17 protein-coding genes are annotated in these 15,025 nt (G+C 63.0%); 9 read left to right on the top strand and 8 right to left on the bottom strand.

What is annotated here, in order from left to right; genetic code table 11:
• From FVF58_RS51675 to FVF58_RS33350, 3 genes are all read right to left on the bottom strand, one after another.
• The coding region (locus FVF58_RS51675; protein WP_188130990.1) for a hypothetical protein at nt 1–545 on the bottom strand (545 nt) is incomplete at its 3' end.
• Between the two features lie 219 nt (nt 546–764).
• Nucleotides 765–1,436 (bottom strand): ligase-associated DNA damage response endonuclease PdeM, encoded by a 672-nt coding sequence (gene pdeM / locus FVF58_RS33355; RefSeq protein WP_149674010.1) that lies wholly within the window; start codon nt 1,434–1,436, stop codon nt 765–767.
• A complete protein-coding gene (locus FVF58_RS33350) occupies nt 1,433–4,078 on the bottom strand; it encodes a ligase-associated DNA damage response DEXH box helicase (protein ID WP_149674009.1) in 2,646 nt (881 codons plus the stop codon). The genes pdeM and FVF58_RS33350 overlap by 4 nt, the downstream gene beginning before the upstream one ends.
• Before the next feature lie 218 nt (nt 4,079–4,296).
• Between FVF58_RS33350 and FVF58_RS33345 the strand changes: the two genes are divergently transcribed.
• The 5 genes from FVF58_RS33345 (at nt 4,297) to FVF58_RS33325 (ending at nt 7,827) form a co-directional block, all read left to right on the top strand.
• Nucleotides 4,297–5,166: a carbon-nitrogen hydrolase family protein gene (locus tag FVF58_RS33345; protein WP_149674008.1), complete on the top strand. Its 870-nt coding sequence runs from the start codon at nt 4,297–4,299 to the stop codon at nt 5,164–5,166.
• Between the two features lie 166 nt (nt 5,167–5,332).
• The gene (locus FVF58_RS33340) at nt 5,333–5,683 is read left to right on the top strand and encodes an FKBP-type peptidyl-prolyl cis-trans isomerase (protein WP_188130993.1); all 351 of its coding nucleotides are present in this window, start codon (nt 5,333–5,335) and stop codon (nt 5,681–5,683) included.
• A gap of 99 nt (nt 5,684–5,782) precedes the next feature.
• Nucleotides 5,783–6,244 carry a DUF488 domain-containing protein gene (locus FVF58_RS33335; protein WP_149674006.1) on the top strand — a complete coding sequence of 154 codons (462 nt, stop codon included), beginning with the start codon at nt 5,783–5,785 and terminating at the stop codon, nt 6,242–6,244.
• Nucleotides 6,245–6,541: 297 nt separating this feature from the next.
• A complete protein-coding gene (locus FVF58_RS33330; protein WP_149674005.1) occupies nt 6,542–7,615 on the top strand; it encodes a DUF6765 family protein in 1,074 nt (357 codons plus the stop codon).
• Nucleotides 7,612–7,827, top strand: a complete 216-nt coding sequence (locus FVF58_RS33325; protein ID WP_149674004.1) for a hypothetical protein — start codon at nt 7,612–7,614, stop codon at nt 7,825–7,827. Before FVF58_RS33330 ends, FVF58_RS33325 begins: the two co-directional genes overlap by 4 nt.
• Here FVF58_RS33325 and FVF58_RS33320 read toward each other — a convergent pair.
• Both FVF58_RS33320 and FVF58_RS33315 read right to left on the bottom strand, forming a co-directional pair.
• The gene (locus FVF58_RS33320; RefSeq protein ID WP_188130989.1) at nt 7,806–8,042 is read right to left on the bottom strand and encodes a hypothetical protein; all 237 of its coding nucleotides are present in this window, start codon (nt 8,040–8,042) and stop codon (nt 7,806–7,808) included. The two genes, FVF58_RS33325 and FVF58_RS33320, sit on opposite strands and share 22 nt — an antisense overlap.
• 53 nt (nt 8,043–8,095) lie before the next feature.
• Nucleotides 8,096–8,401 carry a hypothetical protein gene (locus FVF58_RS33315; protein WP_149674003.1) on the bottom strand — a complete coding sequence of 102 codons (306 nt, stop codon included), beginning with the start codon at nt 8,399–8,401 and terminating at the stop codon, nt 8,096–8,098.
• Nucleotides 8,402–8,760: 359 nt separating this feature from the next.
• On the opposite strand from FVF58_RS33315, the gene FVF58_RS33310 reads away from it, so the two are divergent.
• The 4 genes from FVF58_RS33310 to cls all read left to right on the top strand — a co-directional run bounded on the left by FVF58_RS33310 (nt 8,761) and on the right by cls (nt 12,137).
• Entirely contained in the window at nt 8,761–9,099 is a 339-nt protein-coding gene (locus FVF58_RS33310; RefSeq protein ID WP_149674002.1) for a hypothetical protein, read from the top strand.
• 206 nt (nt 9,100–9,305) lie between these two features.
• The gene (locus FVF58_RS33305) at nt 9,306–10,205 is read left to right on the top strand and encodes an H-NS family nucleoid-associated regulatory protein (protein ID WP_149674001.1); all 900 of its coding nucleotides are present in this window, start codon (nt 9,306–9,308) and stop codon (nt 10,203–10,205) included.
• A gap of 22 nt (nt 10,206–10,227) precedes the next feature.
• A complete protein-coding gene (locus FVF58_RS33300) occupies nt 10,228–10,713 on the top strand; it encodes a hypothetical protein (RefSeq protein ID WP_149674000.1) in 486 nt (161 codons plus the stop codon).
• A 161-nt stretch (nt 10,714–10,874) separates the two neighbouring features.
• The gene (gene cls / locus FVF58_RS33295; RefSeq protein ID WP_149673999.1) at nt 10,875–12,137 is read left to right on the top strand and encodes a cardiolipin synthase; all 1,263 of its coding nucleotides are present in this window, start codon (nt 10,875–10,877) and stop codon (nt 12,135–12,137) included.
• Nucleotides 12,138–12,193: 56 nt separating this feature from the next.
• Here cls and FVF58_RS33290 read toward each other — a convergent pair whose 3' ends face one another.
• From FVF58_RS33290 to FVF58_RS33280, 3 genes are read right to left on the bottom strand one after another with little or no spacing between them, the layout of a single operon-like run.
• Nucleotides 12,194–13,150, bottom strand: a complete 957-nt coding sequence (locus FVF58_RS33290) for a hypothetical protein (RefSeq protein WP_149673998.1) — start codon at nt 13,148–13,150, stop codon at nt 12,194–12,196.
• On the bottom strand, nt 13,144–13,944 hold the full coding sequence (locus FVF58_RS33285; protein ID WP_149673997.1) for a MetQ/NlpA family lipoprotein: 801 nt from the start codon (nt 13,942–13,944) through the stop codon (nt 13,144–13,146). The genes FVF58_RS33290 and FVF58_RS33285 overlap by 7 nt, the downstream gene beginning before the upstream one ends.
• The gene (locus tag FVF58_RS33280; RefSeq protein WP_149673996.1) at nt 13,941–15,023 is read right to left on the bottom strand and encodes a formylglycine-generating enzyme family protein; all 1,083 of its coding nucleotides are present in this window, start codon (nt 15,021–15,023) and stop codon (nt 13,941–13,943) included. The genes FVF58_RS33285 and FVF58_RS33280 overlap by 4 nt, the downstream gene beginning before the upstream one ends.
• Nucleotides 15,024–15,025: the final 2 nt, after the last annotated feature.

The raw sequence follows: 15,025 nt of genomic DNA, 5'->3' as shown, positions 1-15,025 counted from the left end.
CCGGCAACGGTGGTGCCGGCAACGGCGGTCACGGCGGTCCCGGAAACGGCGGCAATGGCGGCGGTGGTTCGGGCAACGGTGGTGCCGGCAACGGCGGTCACGGTGGTCCCGGAAACGGCGGCAACGGCGGCGGCGGTTCGGGCAACGGTGGTGCCGGCAACGGCGGTCACGGTGGTCCCGGAAATGGCGGCAATGGCGGCGGCGGTTCCGGCAACGGTGGTGCCGGCAACGGCGGTCACGGCGGTCCCGGAAACGGCGGCAATGGCGGCGGTGGTTCGGGCAACGGTGGTGCCGGCAACGGCGGTCACGGTGGTCCCGGAAACGGCGGCAGCGGCGGCGGCGGCTCGGGCAACGGTGGTGCCGGCAACGGCGGTCACGGTGGTCCCGGAAACGGCGGCAATGGCGGCGGCGGTTCGGGCAACGGTGGTGCCGGCAACGGCGGTCGCGGCGGTCCCGGAAACGGCGGCAACGGCGGCGGCGGCTCGGGCAACGGTGGCCCCGGCGATGGCGGCAACGGTGGCTCCGGCAACGGCGGCCAAGGCCACGGCGGCGGCTTCGGATCAGGCCACGGCGGCGGCCACGGCGGCGGCTTCGGATCAGGCCACGGTGGCGGTTACGGCGGCGGCCATGGCGGTGGTCACGGCGGCGGCAACCACTAAACCGAAGCAGTACGTCCCGCAAGAAGAAGCGGAGGCCGGCAACCACCGGCCTCCGCCCCAAAACCAGGCCAAACGAACAGGAACGAGTGGACGGCCCCCGTCCACTCACCTCATCGCAGCACCCAACTCGATCACCCGCTCCTGCACCACCAGAAACACCCTCTCCCCAGCCACACGTCCTTCTTCGCGTGCTCCCCCCGTAAAGCTTCCAAAAGCCGGCAACACGCCACCATCCGTACCGAACCGGAAACACGGCACCCGCACAGAATCGGTCCGCGTCGAGATCCGGTAAACCGGATGCAGATGACCCGCAAGCACATACGCATCCTCAACCCGTTGCGGCTGATGACACAACGCCCACGGCCCAATAAGCCAGGGCTCCTGCACATACTCGACACCCAACGTCCCCGGCAGCGCACCCGCATGCCGGTCGTGATTGCCTTCCACGAGCACCACCCGTAGTCGCGCATGCCGCACGCGCCACGCATGCAACGCATCGAGCGTCTGCGCCGCATGCGACTCGCGCGCGTGCAACAGGTCGCCGAGAAACACCAGCATGCCTGGTTCGAATTCGGCGATCAGCATGTCGAGGCGCATCAGATTGTCGGCCGTCGAACCGACCGGCACCGGGATGCCTCGCGCGCGAAACACCGCATCCTTGCCGAAATGCGCATCGGCGACGAAGAGGCAGCGCAGCACCGGATCGAAACACGCGCGCATGTTCGACAATACAAGCGGATGCCCGGCGATCTCGACGGTCAACGAAGCAGGCTTCATTTGCGCGCCGCCTTTTCGAGTTCGGCGAGCATCCGCTCAACGCGATCCGCGAGCTTCTCGGTACTCACCTTCTCGCGCAAGCGTCCGACGATCAACGGAAACGCAAACGGCGTCGGCTTGCTGGGCCGGGTCACGACGACGCGGCTCGCGTTCATGCGTTCGAGTGCGATGCGAATGCGCTGCGCGTCGAGTTCCTGCAACAGTACTTCGTCATCGGCCTGATTGAGCAGCAGGTTGCCGCTATCGTGATTGCGGAAGATCTCATAGAACAGCCCGCTCGACGCCTGCAATTGCCGCGCGCTTTTCTGCTGTCCGGGATGTCCTTGAAACACGAGTCCCGACACGCGCGCAATCTCGCGAAAGCGCCGCATCGAGAGTTCGGAAGAATTGAGGCTCGCGAGAATGTCGTGCTCCAGTTCGTCGAGTGAAAGCAGGCTGCCTTGCAATTGCGCGGCCCAATCGAAGGGTTGCGCGCAGAGCAGTTCGAAACCGTAGTCGTTCATCGAAATCGAAAAGGTGCCGGGCTTCTCGCGCGACGCACGCCATGCGAGCAATGCCCCCAGGCCGATATGCGCGGTGCGCCCCGCAAACGGATAACAGAAGAAATGGTGTCCCTCGCGCGACTTCAGCAACTCGACCACCAGCACGCCACGCTCGGGCACAGCCGACCACTTCTGCTGCAATTCGAGCAGCGGCCGTACCGCGCGCATTTCGGGCTCATCGTAGATGCCGGCGGCGGCGCGTGCGAGCATCGTCAACGTGGCATCGGCGAGTTCCGACGACAGCGGCATGCGGCTACCCGCCCATTGCGGCATGGCTCCGCGCGATGAAGTCGCGCGACGTACCCACGCGGTCATGTCCTGCACGCGGATCAATTCGAGCGCGCGTCCGCCGAAGGTGAAAATGTCGCCGGGTTTGAGCCGCGAAATGAACGACTCCTCGATCGCGCCGATTCGCCCGCCAGACAGATAAGCGACATTCGAGGTGCCGTTCGCGACGATGGTGCCGATGTTGTTGCGATGCCTGCGCACCAGGTCCTTGCGCGGCACGCGGTACAGTCCGCCGCTTTCGCGCACCACGCGGTGATAGTCCGGATAGGCGCGCAGCGCCGCGCCGCCGCCTTCGACAAAACCGAGCGCCCAATCGAACTCCGCTTGCGTCAGTTGCCGGTAAGCGTAGGTGCCGCGAATTTCACCGTACAGTTCACGCGCGACGAAGCCGCCGCCGATCGCCACGGTGACGAGATGCTGGACCAGCACGTCGAACGGTTTCTCCGGCGTTTCGCGGCCTTCTATCCGGCGCTGTTCGACGGCCTCGCGCGCGGCGGCGGCTTCGACCAGTTCGAGCGCATGCGTCGGCACGATCGTTACGCGCGACGGACGTAGAGGCGCATGCCCCGAGCGTCCCGCGCGTTGCATCAAACGCGCGACGCCCTTGGGCGAGCCGATCTGAAACACGCGTTCGACGGGCAGGAAATCGACACCGAGATCGAGGCTCGACGTGCACACCACCACTTTCAGCAAGCCGTTCTTCAGTCCACGTTCGACCCACTCGCGCACGGCCTGATCGAGCGAGCCGTGATGCAACGCGATCAGTCCGGCCCATTCGGGCCGCGCTTCGAGCAGCGCCTGATACCAGAGCTCGCACTGCGAGCGGGTGTTGGTGAAAACGAGCGACGTTTGCGCGTCGCCGATCGCGTCGGCCACCGCGCCGACCTGGCGCATACCCATATGACCGCCCCACGGAAAGCGCTCGATGGTCTCGGGAATCACCGTGTCGACCATCAGCGTTTTGGGCAGCGCGCCATGCACGCTGACGCGCGGCGTTTTCACGGGCGCGAGCAATGCGTCGGCGGCGAAGGCGAGATTGCCCAGCGTCGCCGACAAGCCCCACACCTGCAGCTCGGGTCGCCAATGAACGAGACGCGCGAGCGCGAGTTGCGTTTGCGTGCCGCGCTTGTTGCCGAGCAGCTCATGCCATTCGTCGACGATCACGAGCCGCACGTGTGCGAGTACTTCGCGCACGTCGGGCCGCGTGAGGATCAGTGTCAGGCTCTCGGGCGTAGTGACGAGCGCCGACGGCATGCGCCGGTTCTGCCGCGAGCGTTCGGCCGATGACGTGTCGCCGGTGCGCAATCCGACGCTCCACGGCACCGCAAGCTCGGCCGCCGAACTTTGCAACGCGCGCGCCGTATCCGCGGCGAGCGCGCGCATCGGCGTGATCCACAGCACGGTGAGCGGCTCCGGTTGCGTGCCTGGCGTGCGTTTGCGCGCCGGTGATCGGGCGCTCGCGAAGGCGGCCAGCGCGCCGAACCACACGGCCCACGTCTTGCCAGCGCCGGTGCTGGCGTGCAGCAAGCCGCTCGCGCCTCGGCCGATTTCGGCCCACACTTCGCGCTGAAATGCGAACGGCTGCCAACGGCGTGCTGCGAACCACTCATTGAGTTTGTCAGCGAACGGGCGGCGCGCGGCGGCGGCGTCGAGCGTGAAAGGGATGGGCTCGAAGGCGGGTTCGCGTGCGTCGAGCCGCGCCTGTTGCTCGCGGCTGCGCGGAATCCGGCGCGGCCGGGGCGCGCGCCGCGACCCTGGCGTTACGGCGGCCGCGGGAATGACGGGCTCGTCGGAATCGGCCGGTTCGGTCATCGAAAGTACTCGCTGGTCTATGAGTTGCGTGTCGACGAATGGCTCGCAGTGGATCGCTTATGTGGACTGCGGAACCGTGCCGGTGGTTCACGTCCGCCGGCTCGCACTTACTTCGCGGGCGCTGTCCGTGATTAAATGCCGGTGGCTTTGCTCGCGCCCATTCCTGCCTCTAATCCGCGCGAGCGCATTGCAACGACTCGTTCATCACGGAGTTCACGTTGAATCATTCACAGGCATCGCTGCCGCAAACGTCATTGCGAATCGCGGCCGCGCAGGCACAACCGGTTTCCGGCGACGTCGCGGCCAACATCGCGAGAACGGTCGAACTGACCGATCTCGCCGCCGGGCTCGGCGCGAAACTGGTGGTTTTTCCCGAGAAATTCCTGAGCGGCTATGAACCGGAACTGATTGCCGGTGATCCCGCGAAGTATGCGTTCGACGCGCACGATCCGCGGCTCGAACCGATTCGCGCGATCTGCCGTGAGCGCGAGATCGCGGTAATCGTCGGCGCGGCGACGCGCGATCAGCGCAACCCAGATGCTCTCCACATTTCGTCGCTGATTTTCAACCGGTCCGGCGATCAGATCGAGCCGTATCACAAGCAGTACCTCTTTAGCAGCGAGTCGCGGATCTATCAGCCGGGCTCGCAAGGCTGCATGCTGCTGGAACTCGACGGATGGCGGCTTGCTCCCAGTGTGTGCTACGACTCGGGCTTTCCGGAGCATGCGCGTCTGGCGGCGCTCAACGGCGCGCACGCGTATCTGGCGAGCGCGCTCTTTAGCGCGAAGACCGGCTATCACCAGTCCCGCATCTGGCTCCCCGCGCGTGCTTTCGACAACACCATGTACGTGCTGCTGTCGAATCATGTCGGCACGACCGGCGGCTGGGCCGCGTGCGGCGCGAGCGCGATCTGGAATCCCTACGGCGACGTGATCGCGCAAGCGGGCCGCGATCGCGACGAAGTGATCACCGCGCTACTCCATCCAGAAGTGCTGGCCGACATCCGTGAGCGAGAAACCGTGCTCGCGGATTTCAATGCGCGGGGTGAAGCGCCGGCGGCCCGATGCATGGTGCAACGCCTCGATTAAAACGCGTATGCGAGGCTTTCGTTGCGCAGCAGCCGGATATGAGCGGCACGCGAGCCGCCGTTACGCGCCAGGTGATCCGCTACAATGGCGCGGATTACCCAACTGGAGACTTGCTTTGAAATCTATCGTTGCATTGGTTGCCGCGGCTCTTCTTTCCACGACGGCGATGGCCGCCGCGCCGACCCCCGAGAAGCTGCCTTCCGGCGTGATCGTCGAACATCTCACGGTGGGCACGGGCGCCCAACCGGCAGCGACCGATGTCGTGAAGGTCAATTACCGCGGCACGCTGTCGAACGGCACCGAGTTCGACAGTTCCGCCAAGCATGGCGGCCCGGCGACTTTCCCGCTCAATCGCGTGATTCCGTGCTGGACGCAAGGCGTTCAGAAAATGAAAGTAGGCGGCAAGGCCAAACTGACCTGCCCGGCGGCCACCGCTTACGGCGACCGTGGCGTCGGTGTGATTCCGCCGAACAGCGACCTGACGTTTGAAGTCGAACTGGTCGATATCGTCAAGTAATACGGCGCGACATGTTTTGAGAATTGAGCCCCGCACCGGATACCGCTGCGGGGCTTTTCGTTTTTTGGGTGCTGAATCGCCCACTGTTGAGTATTCGTCATGAAACGTGAAAACAACGCAGTGCTGGTTGCTACGATCGGTTTCGCCGGCAAGAGCGCGCAGAACTTTTTCGATCTTCTGAAAAGCGCCGAGGTGCGCACCGTTCTCGACATTCGCCTGAATAACACGTCGCAACTGGCGGGCTTCGCGAAGAAGCAGGATCTGCCTTATTTCCTCGAACAGTTGTGCGGCGCAGCGTATGTGGAAATGCCGGAACTGGCGCCCGAGCCGGACTTGCTGAAACGCTACCAGGCCAAACAATTGAAATGGGACGATTTCACGGCGGAGTACGTCGAACTGATTGCCAAACGCCGGGTGGAAAGCACGCTGGATGTCGATCTATTTCGCTCGGCCTGCCTGCTTTGCAGTGAACATTTACCCCATCGCTGCCACCGGCGCCTCGCAATCGAGTATCTGAATGCGCAATGGAATGGCCGGATGACGATTACTCACCTGTCTTGACGCGCACGGCGTGGCCTCCGGAGGGGTCTTTCTCTATATCACCGCGCTGAACTGCTGCGGCATTGCCCTTTGTTCTCTCAGTAGCCCGAAAGTTTAATGGTTGACGCGGTGGGCCGTGGCGTCCGGCATGGCCCATCGCACCCATTCGCCTCGTTCGCAACACTAATAAAGCGTCTTTTTTAAAGCCGCGCGGCGCTCGCTCGTCTACTATCTACTCACGCGCCGGCCCCGCATCCGCTTATGCGCGCGGTCGAGAAGACCCCCGCCGTCATTCGCCGCGCGTCAGGAGCGCCAGCCATGAATATCGACTTTCACTATGGTGTGGTGTACATCGCCGCCCGCGTCGGCGGAATGACAGCGGCCGATGCGCTGACCGTCGCGCATGCCTGCCAATACGTCGACGATGCGACGACCCGGGGAATACTGCGTTTCAAAGGCGGCGAAACCTTTGAGCGCTTCGCCACCGCGCACAAGCTATTCGACTACGCCAATACCGAGAACGACCAGAACCGCCTCGTGTGGACCCCGTTTCATTTCTTGCCGGCGGGAGAAGGCGAGACTATCGAAGAAAAAGCCATCTGTCGGCCGGATAGCGAGGTCGCGCGCGAAGTGGTGCGGCGAGCGATCCGGCAGCGCGACTCGGAGACGGGTTTGCACCGGCTGGGTGTGACACTGCATTCATACGTCGACACCTGGGCGCATCAGGGGTTCGCGGGTATCGAAAGTCCGTGGAACCGGGTGCATCTGCTGGAGGCCCAGGATTGCACGCGCAAAGGCTGGCTTGCCAGCCTTCAACTCGCCACAGCTCATCTGATTGAGCGCATCGAGGAAGACGTATTGACGGTTGCGCTGCCTGTGGGCCACGGCGCCGCGTTGCACTATCCGGACCAGCCTTGGGCGCGCTGGCATTACATCGATGGTCGAAACAACTTCATCTCCCGACACAACTTGCCGGACTTCGTGCAGGCGGCCGAGATGGCTTGCCGCGTGGTCCGCGCGTATCTGGCGGGGCGGGAAGATTTCGAAACGCAAGCCGGTCTGCCGGACGAAGTAAGAGACGCGCTGACCCATCTGCTCGATACGAACCGGAACATGGACGATAACGAGCGCTTGCGGATCGTTTGCGAATGGGTGAAAGCCGGCCGCATTCCGGGTTTGAAAGAGGCGGTCCCGACTTATATCGCCAAAGGACGCGGCTCCTGGAAATTCAAAGCGACCGGCCTGCAAGGCGACGACGACACCGGGGACAGACCGGAGTGGACCAGCGCATTCGAGGAAAGCGACTACCGGCTTTTTCACGACGCTGTCAAACAGCACCGTTTCGTCACGACTCAGGAAATTCTGCCTGCCCGCGGACTGCGGATCGCGTGACTGAGCGGGAAAAGGCGCGGGAAAAGGTGCGGGAAAAGGTGCGGGAAAAGGTGCGGGAAAAGGTGCGGAAGAAGGTGCCGAAGACGGCACAAAAGAAGAAACGCCGCCGCAAACAACGTCTTGAATCCTGCGACAAGACTTGCGCGGCGGCTCGCCGGAATATGCCGGCGTTTGCCGGGACTCGCCCGGCTTATTGCATCTTCGCCTGCTGATGCTGTGCGGCCTGCTCCTCAGCGTGCTTTTTCGCCATATGGCGTCCCACGAGGCAGCCGCCCACCGCGCCGACTACCGCATGGTGCCCGGCATAATGTCCCGCAACGCCGCCCACCACCGCTCCCTTCATGCAGCCGGCCGCGTTCGCCGTACCCGTCATCGCCGAGGTGAGTGCCACTGCTGCAAGAGCGGCCTTAATAAAACCAGCTTTCATCTGAAAGTACCGTTTGGTTGAGATGCCCGAAGGTGGTGCTATTCGACTTCTTTTCAATAGCCACCCCAGCGGTTGTGTTCACGCCATTCATGTTCGCGCCATTGTTCGCGGCGCCATTCGTGTTCCCGCCATTCACGGCGCTCGCGCCATTCCCGTTCGCGCCAGCCGTCATAGCCGCGGTGGACGACCGGCACCGGCGCCGGACCATACGCTGCCGGGTGGTCGACATAGACAGGCGGAGCGGCCTGGACCGCGACCGGCACGCCGAGCCCGACGGCCACATCGACGTGTGCCGAGGCGGCCGAAGATGCCGCCAGAACTGCCAGACCCAGTGCCGCGCCAATGATCTTCCTGTTCATTTTCCGTTCTCCTTGCGCGTCGAGGCGCGATGCTGCCGGTTGATTCCCAGTGAATCAGCTTGCCGCTGAATACGGTTCGGAGTGTAGAAGCGTGGCGCGGACACAGGTGAAACGGGTCTGCGAGATCCGTAACGCCGAGTTACGGGTGTCCTCGCACGCGCTCTTTTGCCGCTGACGAATGGCTTTTTGTCATTGCCAATAGCGCCGATTTCTAAACCCGGCCGTCGGAAAAGTCCCTTTCGAATGAAAAATGAACCACTGTCCTTTGAATATTCGAATGCTTGCCTATAGTAGAAGCGGCCATTGCTGAGAAGCACAGCTAGCGCCTTTTCGTTGATGCCGGTGACGGGGAAACACAAATGACACCATCGAATGCCGCGATCTATCAGTCGCAGACTTGCACGCCGGCCTCGCTACGCACGCTTGCCGGCTATCTCGAGTTGGCGCTCGACGAAGGGGAAAGCGTGGTTTTGATGCGGATCGGCGCTCAGGTGCGCAGTGTTTATGTCGGCAATCCGTCCGGCGCGTTGGAGGATATGACGGATTCGGGTGTGGTCGACGCGTTTCAGGCGGACGAGATGCTGACGTTGACCCGCCTCGGGCTCAACCGGATAACGGCGGACGGCCAACAATACCGTTTTGTACGTAGTGTGCGGTACATAGCCGATCGCCAGGCCGTCGTTTTTACACCAACCTGAACTGAGGCACTGGAGTTGGAAGCCAAATAGAAGAGTATGAAGGAAAGGAAAAGGAAGAGAGATTGGGTAATTGAGTAGTGAACCTGAAGATTTGTTACCCGGACGATACGTGATTGGGTCGAGTAGTGTCTTAAAGGCCACATTGATCTGCCTTTCTTCTATCATTCATGGCATAGTTTGACGATTACCACATCGGGAGGAATCAAATGCCTACGTTAGAGCAAATCCAAGCAAAGCTTAAGAAACTCCAGGCGCAAGCCGACGCCCTTATTGCCAGAAAAGCGCAAGTCGCGGTCAACCAGATTCGTGAACTGATGCTCAAGCACGGCCTGACTACTGAGGACATCGAAGCCAAGGCAAAAGCGTCGCGGGTGGCGCGAGGCCTGAATGGCCATGCCGGAGTCGGTAAGTCGAAAAGCGTCGGCACGGCTAAAGTGGCTAAATACCGCGACCATAAAACCGGCGCGACCTGGACGGGCCATGGCCGCGCGCCGGGTTGGATTGCGGGCGTAAAAGACCGCACTCAATTCCTGATCGACAGCGCGAGCGAATTGAAGTCCGAGGCTAAAGCCGTGCTGACGCGTGTAAAGCGCACTAAAGGTCAGCCGAAAGGCGCACAGCCGCCCAAGTACCTCAATCCGAAAACTGGCGCCACCTGGAGTGGCCGTGGTCCGGCACCTGCATGGCTCGCGACGGTCAAAGACCGCACCAAATTCCTGATCGACGGCGCAACCGCCACGGCAAGCGCTGCTGGTCACAAAGCCGCCAAGGCCGCGACGAAGGTCGCCTCTAAAGCTGCAACCAAAGCGGGCAAAGCGAAATCGGCGGCAACCAGCGGTGCGGTGAGCAAGAAAGCCGCGGCAAAGAAAGTCGTGGCGAAAAAGGCAGTCGCTGCTAAAAAGACGGCCGCGAAGAAGGCAACGGCGGCGACCAGAAAAGTAGCGGCAAAGAAAGGCGCAGCGAAACCCGCCGCTAAAAAGATCAGTGCGAAGAACCCGGCAGTGAAAGCGGCCAGAAAAGCGCCGGCTCGCAAAGCTGCCGCGAAAACGGTCGCGCCCAGCGCCCCGGCAGCGCCGCAAACCGCCCCGGTTGAAGCCAGCGCATGAGCGCAACGGAGTGCTGAAGTAGATGACTAGCACGATTGAATCACCCCAGCAGGAAGACCTGGTCGTCCTGCTGGACTCCGTTCCTCATCCGGCAGCCGATGCCGCCGAACCCTTCATCGTCGCGAGCGACCGCCGCGTGATTCTCGCTTACCCGATTGCGGAAGCCGACTTTGAACGGTTCGGACCATTCGATCCCGACGACGATCCCTTCTGCGCGGTGCTATTTCCCGACACCGTGTTTCACCGGCTGGGTCCGCCGGGCGACGGCGATCTCGACATTCATCCACTGGCCGGACAAGGTCTGTCTGGCTATTCGGCGCATGAAGTCGAGAATTCGTCGCTGGCCGCAGAAATTGCGGCGGTCGGATCGGCAGGGGTGGCACAGCGCCATTTCGTGATTACGTTTCAGGACTCCACGTTTGAATGCGTGGCGTCGGACTATACCGTGGTCGGCGTATTTGGCGCGGGTGAAATTGCCATGCGGGAAGCGTTCTCGCTGGTCAGATAAGTTTTAAGACCTGATAAAAGCGGAAGTAGCAAGGCGCGGTCCCGCAATGGGCATGCGCAATGCGTCCTGCGGTCGTGGTTAAAGCCGGACCCCGGTCCGGTTACTCTCCGTCAAACCGCGGGACGCACAGTGGCGTCCTGCCGATTAGCTCGAGGCCACGTATGCTCACTATTGCCATTACCGCGTTCGTCACGCTCGTGATCATATTGGTGATCGCCAATCTGTCGAGCGGCGAGAAGAAGATCGAACACAAGATCGAGCGGCTATATGCCAGCGAGGATCCGCAATTCCTGCACTCGATGGGATTGCTGCTCGGGCCGCCAGTCCTCTCCGGCAATCGCTTCGAGATGCTGCTCAACGGCGACCGCATTTTTCCGTCGATGCTCGACGGAATTCGTTCAGCGCGTAAAACCATCACGTTTGAAACGTTCATTTACTGGTCCGGAGAGATCGGTGAACAGATCGCCCAGGCGCTCGCGGGCAAGGCGCGTGAAGGCGTCGCGGTGCATGTACTGCTCGACTGGCTCGGCTCATCAAAAATGGATAAGCGCTATCTGCAGTTGCTGCGCGAAGCCGGTGCGGAAGTGATCCAGTATCACAAGCCGCACTGGACCGGACTCGGCCGCATGAACGATCGCACGCACCGCAAGCTGCTGGTGATCGACGGCCGTGTCGGCTTTACTGGCGGCGTGGGCATTGCGCCGGAGTGGACGGGTCACGCGCAGGATGAGAAGCATTGGCGCGATACGCATTTTCGCGTGGCCGGTCCGGTGGTCGGTCACATGCAAGCCGTGTTCATGGACAATTGGGTCAAGGCGACCGGCAATGTACTGCACGGCCCCGACTATTTTCCGCACGTCGAAGCGGCAGGCGACGGTCTCGCGCACATGTTCAGCAGCTCGCCGTCGGGCGGCAGCGACGACATGCAGTTGATGTACCTGATGGCGATTACGGCGGCCACGCACAGCATTCATCTCGCGAGCGCGTACTTCGTGCCTGACAAGCTGACCATCAACGCAATCGTCGAGGCTGCGAAACGCGGCGTGAAAGTGCAGATCATCACGCCGGGCAAACGCATCGACACGCACACGGTGCGCGAGGCGTCGCGCGCCTGCTGGGGCGATCTGCTCAAAGCCGGGGTCGAAATATACGAGTACCAGCCGACCATGTTCCATTGCAAATTGCTGATCGTGGACGAGTATCTGGTTTCGGTCGGGTCGACCAATTTCGATAACCGTTCATTCAAACTGAACGATGAAGCGAACCTGAATATCTACGACCGCGATTTCGCGAAGCAGCAAACCGCTACCTTCGCGGACGACATCAAGAAGTCGCAGCGCATCACACTCGACGCTTGGCTGCACCGTCCTCTCAGGGAGAAGCTGATTGAAAAGTTCGTTTGGATGCTGGACACGCAACTCTGAAAAAAGCACGGCGAGGCCATGAAGGAGCCCGCTTCAGATAGCGCGCCCGGTGCGGCTCACAAGCAGATCGCGCCGCTCAGATAGGCTTCGACGGCACAAGGCGTCGAACCAGCCGCGCTACCGGTTGCGGCGGCCAAGGGAACCGCAAGCACTGCTTTGGCACGCCGATAAGCGTCGCCGAAGCCGCGCAACTCGTGGGTGATCGGCCGGTCGTCCAGCCGGCGTCGCAATAGCGCGTGCGCGATGCAACGGTCGATCAACGCGATCTGGCTATCGATATAGTCGACACACAACTGGCGGCAGCGCGCGGAAGCCGCCACTATGGTCAGGAGCGCGGGCACGATCGAGATCGTCCGAAAGCCACCGGCAGGAATGCGCGCCAGCGCGGCGGGCGAGTCGAACAACTCTTTGCGCAGCGCTTCGAATACGGCTTGTCCCCACACCTCGCGTTCCTTTGCGAGTGCTTTGCGACGGCGCTCGAGCGCGTCCTTCGCGTTCGCGTCGACGACGCGCCCCTGCCTGACCAGCAACGCAGCGCCGTCACGTTCGCCTTCGTGAATGCAGTCGGCGCCGAGGTAGGCGGCGCTCTGATTGCGCGCGGCCAATACCAGGTGTTGCAGCGTGTCCGGCACCAGCGGATCGAGCGGGACCACTTCGCACGTGAGCGGCTTGCCATGCAGATGAATCGCGCAGCGTCCGTCGTCTTCCAGCGCGGGGCAGCGCGCGACGGAAGGGTAATCGTAGCCTTGCGCGGTGATGCTGAAGGTGTCGCCGACGCGATACAGCAACGTGTCGGCGAGCGTATCGAACGCGGCGACGTCCGCTGCGTCGAGCACGCTTTCATATGGCCCGACGCGCAGCCGCTCGCCGGTGCGCTTGCGCGGCATGCGCCCGATCGCAATGTAGCCGATGAACAGATCACGATGCCGGAATAGCTCCGCCAATGTCATCGCCGGCGGGCTGTTGCAGCATTTGCCGCACGCCGAGCACGCGAACGAAAACGCGTTCACCATGGCCGGCGCACCGAGTCCTGATAGCGCGTGAGGATGAAATGCGCAACGTCGTTGGACTGATAAGCGGCGACCAGTTGCGCGACCCACGCCTGAGTGCGGTCGCTGTCGCGTACGGTCAGCACGTTGGCATAGGGCGAGCGCGCGTCTTCCAGACCGAGGCTGTCGCGCGCGGGGTAGAGGCCCGCGCGCGCCGCGTCGCCGCTGTCGATCACTGCGAAGGCCACGCTGTTCAACGAGTCGAACAGATGCGCGCGCGGCACCTGGCGGATCTTCAGATTCAGCCGGTTACTCGTGATGTCGGCGGGCGTTGCGTGCAAGCCCGCGCTGTCCTTGAACGTCAGCAGTGTGAAGTTCTGCAGCAGGATCAGCGCGCGCGCGGCGCCTTCGCGATCGGCGGGAATCGCGATTGTCGCGCCGCGTTGCAGCTCGCCGAGATTCTTCAGCTTGCGCGAGTACAGCGCGATCGGAAACGTCACCGTCGTGGCGACGCTCGTCAACGCGTAGCCGTGCTGTTTGCGCTGTGCGTCGAAGCTCGGCTCGTCCTCGAAACTCGCGGCGTCGATCTGTTTGGCGGCGAGTGCGGCGTCGATGGCCGCGGGTTTGCCGAACACGATGACATCGAGCGCGAGTCCCCGCGTGGCCGCGACGCGGCGCACCTGGTCCATGATTTCGGCGTGCACGCCCGCGCTCACGCCGACCTTGATGACCTGGCTTGCGGCGGCGGTGGCCAGTGCGGGTTGAAGCAGCGCGGCCCCGACCAGCAGCGCCGCCGCCATGACGGCACGTGGCTTCATGAAGCGTCCCTCAACACCGTGCGAAAACCGATATGCGCGGCCGGCAAATCCGCTTGCTGCTGTTCGCGCGACGCCGCGCGATAACGCACGCAGTAGTCGCGCGAGCAGAGAAACGAGCCGCCCTTGATGACCATCGGCGTGTCGTGCCGGCGGCTGAGTGGCGCGACCGCCGCCGTATCCCCATTGGTGTGCGATTGATGCGGACCGCTGTACACATCTTTGGTCCATTCCCACGCATTGCCGATCATGTCGTACAGCCTGAAGTCGTTGGCGGCATAGCAACCGACTGGAGCGAGCCCGACGTGACCGTCCTCGTCGGTGTTCAACACGGGAAACACGCCCTGCCAATAGTTCGCACTCGGCTTGCCGTGTTCGTCGCGCGGCGCGGTGTCGAGGTCCGCGCCTTCGTGGCCGGCTTTGCCCGCGTATTCCCACTCGGCTTCGGTCGGCAGATCGCGGCCAAGCCAGCGCGCGTACGCGAGCGCGTCGGCTTGCGTGACCATCGTCACCGGTTGATTCATGCGGCCGTCGAGGTTGCTGCCCGGACCGGTCGGATGATTCCACGCGGCGCCTTTCACCCAGGTCCACCACGCCAGATCGCGCGCGTTCATCTCGTCGCGCGTCGGCGAGTGGAACACCACGGCGCCGCCCTGGCGTTCGGAATCGCTGACATAACCGGTCGCTTTGACGAAGGCCGCGAACTGCGCATTCGTCACGTCGGTCTGATCGATCCAGAAGCCGGCGACGCGCGTCCTGCCGTCGCCGGCGGGGCGCTCGTCTTCGTAGCCGAGCTTGCTGCCGAACACGAAGTCGCCGCCATGCAGATGCACCATGCCCGCTTGCGGATCGTCGCGCCAACGCGCGGGCAAACCGCTATAGCGCTCGCATTGCTGCTCGGAGCCGAGCGCCGCCAGCGGGCGCGAGCGGTTCAAATCGTCGAACGCGCCTTGTTTGCCCCCGCTGAATGCTGCCGAAGCGGCCGTCGCGGCCCCGAACGCGGCGGCGAACGCGGCCGCCGCGATCGCGGCGTAGACGCCGTACAGCGCCGCGCCGCTCTTGGGCTTGAATCGAAGCGTCATTG

This window comes from Paraburkholderia panacisoli (genome assembly GCF_008369935.1).
Classification (GTDB): Bacteria; Pseudomonadota; Gammaproteobacteria; order Burkholderiales; family Burkholderiaceae; genus Paraburkholderia; species Paraburkholderia panacisoli.
The sequence above is the reverse complement of the archived record's forward strand: the minus strand, read 5'-3'. Positions and strand labels throughout refer to the sequence as shown.